The organism is Microvirga sp. P4_G7, assembly GCF_056401005.1.
In genome coordinates, this window is the sequence record NZ_JBFUKD010000780.1 from 1 (window position 1) to 1,564 (window position 1,564).

Consider the following 1,564-nt stretch of genomic DNA (forward strand, 5'->3'; position numbering starts at 1 on the left):
AGCTCCATCAGCTCGTTGCGAAACACGACCTTGCCGGGCGTGGTGGCAATGTTGACGCCAACCTTGAAACTGCTGGGATCGGATTGGCGAATTTTGAGCTCGCCTTTGCCGGCTTCGATGTCCTCGGCCAACATGCTCATGCCGCGCACGAGGTTGGCGCCGCCTTCCTTCAACGTCTCCCGCAGCAGTTCGGGATTGGTCGGGACGAAATTCGACGGCGAAAGCGCRCCCGAGATTTGCTTCAGATAAAAGCGCGCCTTCTGCCGCGTGCGCTCGTCGATATCGTCAGCGTCATCGACAAGGCCCTCGGCCCAACGGGATGTGATCAAGTAGGCCTGTTTGAGGAAATCAAAAACAGGATTCGTCGACCATTCCGGATCGGCAAAGCGAGAGTCCTTCGCCTCAGGGCGTGCCACATCGTCGGCCTCTTCGCCTTGAGCCCGTTTGAGGGTCGATGCCCATAATTCCAGAAACTGTCCGCCGAGCCGCGTCTGTGCTTCGAGACTCTTCTGTGGGTTGATCATCCACGTTTCGGCGATCTGCCCGAGCGTTTTCACGACTTCCGAAGCTTCACTGCCGAAATCGGACCGCTTCTGCCCCGTTTCGATCGGCTTGAGATAGGCGGCCGTGGCTTTCCCCGCCTCCTCGAAGAAAAGGGCTACATTACGGGACAGGGCCTCGAAATCCGGACTCGTGCGCGCATTCGTCTCGTCACCGGGCGGTTTGGCCATTAGGACATTCCCTCCTCGAACCCGTTGCCATTGCTCACGCGGCATGTTTCCGACATTTTAGCGATTGTAGCGTATTAAACACTAGATCCTTGCCAACACTTTTGGATGTCATGATGACTTCACCTGTCGATATTGCCTTGCGAGCCCTGGCTTTCAGCGGATTGGCTGCAATGCTTTCAGCCTGTGCAGGCAACCCGACTCACGACATCCTCACCTCGACGGGTCTTGGTCCGAAGACGGCCGCGGCGCAGGACTTCGTGGTGAAATCTCGGCAGGAATCCATTACGTACATTCCCGTCGGGACAACGTCTGCAGGGCCGTCGACCGCGGCGAAGAACGCGCAGCAGGTGAAGGAAGCGGAGTCGGAGCTCGACAATCTCCGCGAGAAGAATGCCAATGCCGGCGCGGCAGCCGCTGCCGTAGGCGGCACGCCTCCTCCGGATCCGGTTCTGATGCCCAAGAAAGCAAAAGCCAAGCCCACGTCGAACCAATAAGCGCCGTCAGAGGATTTTTTCGGTACGGTACCGAGAGACGAAGCCAGGAAACCGTCATGTCCCAATTCCACCGCATCAAGCGCCTTCCGCCCTACGTTTTCGAGCAGGTCAATCGGATCAAGGCAGCCGCGCGGGCCAATGGGGCCGATATCGTCGATCTCGGCATGGGCAATCCCGATTTGCAGGCACCGCAGCATGTCATCGACAAGCTCGTAGAGACGGTCGGGAAACCTCGGACGGACCGATACTCGGCGTCGAAAGGAATTACGGGCCTGCGCCGCGCGCAGGCGGGCTATTACGAGCGCCGGTTCGGGGTGAAGCTCAATCCCGATACACAGG

General features: G+C 58.9%; 1 protein-coding gene and 2 pseudogenes. 2 read left to right on the forward strand and 1 reads right to left on the reverse strand.

What is annotated here, in order from left to right; genetic code table 11:
* Nucleotides 1–731, reverse strand: a pseudogene (locus AC1DT3_RS20595) (class I poly(R)-hydroxyalkanoic acid synthase); the annotation flags it as partial.
* Nucleotides 732–841: 110 nt separating this feature from the next.
* Here AC1DT3_RS20595 and AC1DT3_RS20600 point away from each other — a divergent pair.
* The gene (locus tag AC1DT3_RS20600) at nucleotides 842–1,225 is read left to right on the forward strand and encodes a hypothetical protein (RefSeq protein ID WP_477467066.1); all 384 of its coding nucleotides are present in this window, start codon (nucleotides 842–844) and stop codon (nucleotides 1,223–1,225) included.
* Between the two features lie 56 nt (nucleotides 1,226–1,281).
* A pseudogene (locus AC1DT3_RS20605) lies at nucleotides 1,282–1,564 on the forward strand (aminotransferase); the annotation flags it as partial.